2 protein-coding genes are annotated in these 1105 nt (G+C 42.5%); both read left to right on the top strand.

Going from position 1 to position 1105, the window contains the following annotated elements:
• Nucleotides 1-110 precede the first annotated feature (110 nt).
• Entirely contained in the window at nt 111-665 is a 555-nt protein-coding gene (aroK, locus tag A3738_RS21555) for a shikimate kinase AroK (protein WP_082878442.1), read from the top strand.
• Nucleotides 666-1105: 3-dehydroquinate synthase (locus tag A3738_RS21550; RefSeq protein ID WP_156504401.1), on the top strand; the 440-nt coding region annotated here is incomplete at its 3' end.

Raw genomic sequence — 1105 nt, 5'->3', positions numbered from 1 at the left:
CGTGGCACACTGAAAAAGCCGAGCTAAATAGCTCGGCTTTTTTTTGTCTGAATGTATCGTTCCTTGTTATCAAACGGTGTTAAACTCAAACTTTTTAAGCAGTTTTTTCAATGGCATACAGAACAAAGAAGCCCTTAGTTGTATTGGTTGGGCCAATGGGGGCGGGAAAGACAACAATAGGTAAATTGTTAGCGACAGAGCTTTCCTACGAGTTTATTGATTCCGATAAAGAGATTGAGCAGCGATCTGGTGCAGATATTCCTTGGATCTTTGATGTTGAAGGAGAGGAAGGTTTCCGCAATCGGGAAGTGGCTGTTATTAAAGATTTAGCTCTAGAAAGTCAGGTGGTATTAGCAACAGGTGGTGGCGCGGTAATGCGTCAGGAGAATTGCGATCATTTGACCCGCAATGGTTTTATTGTGTACCTCAATACCTCTGTTGAGCAGCAGTTTTCGAGAACCCATAAGGATAAAAACCGACCTTTATTGCAAGGAGGAGAGGACCCTAAGCAAGTCTTAACGGACTTGATGGCTCTTCGTGATCCAATTTATCGTGAGGTAGCGGATTTTGTCGTGGAAACAAACAAAAAGTCGCTGCGTTTAATTGTTAAAAGTATTGTGCGTGCATTAGAGCAAAGTGACGGCATCGCAGCAGAGGAAGAATAAGTGTCAGATACGGTAGATATTTTAAACGTTGATCTTGGTGAAAGAAGTTACCCTATCTATGTTGGCGCGAACTTATTGAGTGACGCTTCGTATTTTACAAAGCATATACGTAGCAAGAAAGTCATGATCGTTAGTAATACGACAGTGGCTCCATTATATGAAGATAAGCTTCGTGCAGCTCTGACCGATTTTGATGTGGATAGCGTGATCTTGCCGGATGGAGAGCAGTATAAAAATTGGGATACCTTAAATCTAATCTTTGATGCATTACTTGAGAAGAAGCATTCCCGTAACACAACGTTAATTGCTTTGGGTGGCGGTGTTATCGGAGATATGACAGGTTTTGCAGCCGCGAGTTATCAGCGTGGAGTTGATTTTATTCAAGTTCCGACAACCTTATTGTCTCAGGTCGATTCATCGGTCGGGGGAAAGACGGCTAT

Source organism: Oleiphilus sp. HI0066 (assembly GCF_001635725.1).
This window is presented reverse-complemented; position numbering and strand designations above follow the sequence as displayed.

Coding starts and splice junctions, on each gene's coding strand:
- aroK (WP_082878442.1), top strand. CDS start 111: ATGGCATACAGAACAAAGAAGCCCTTAGTTGTATTGGTTGGGCCAATG.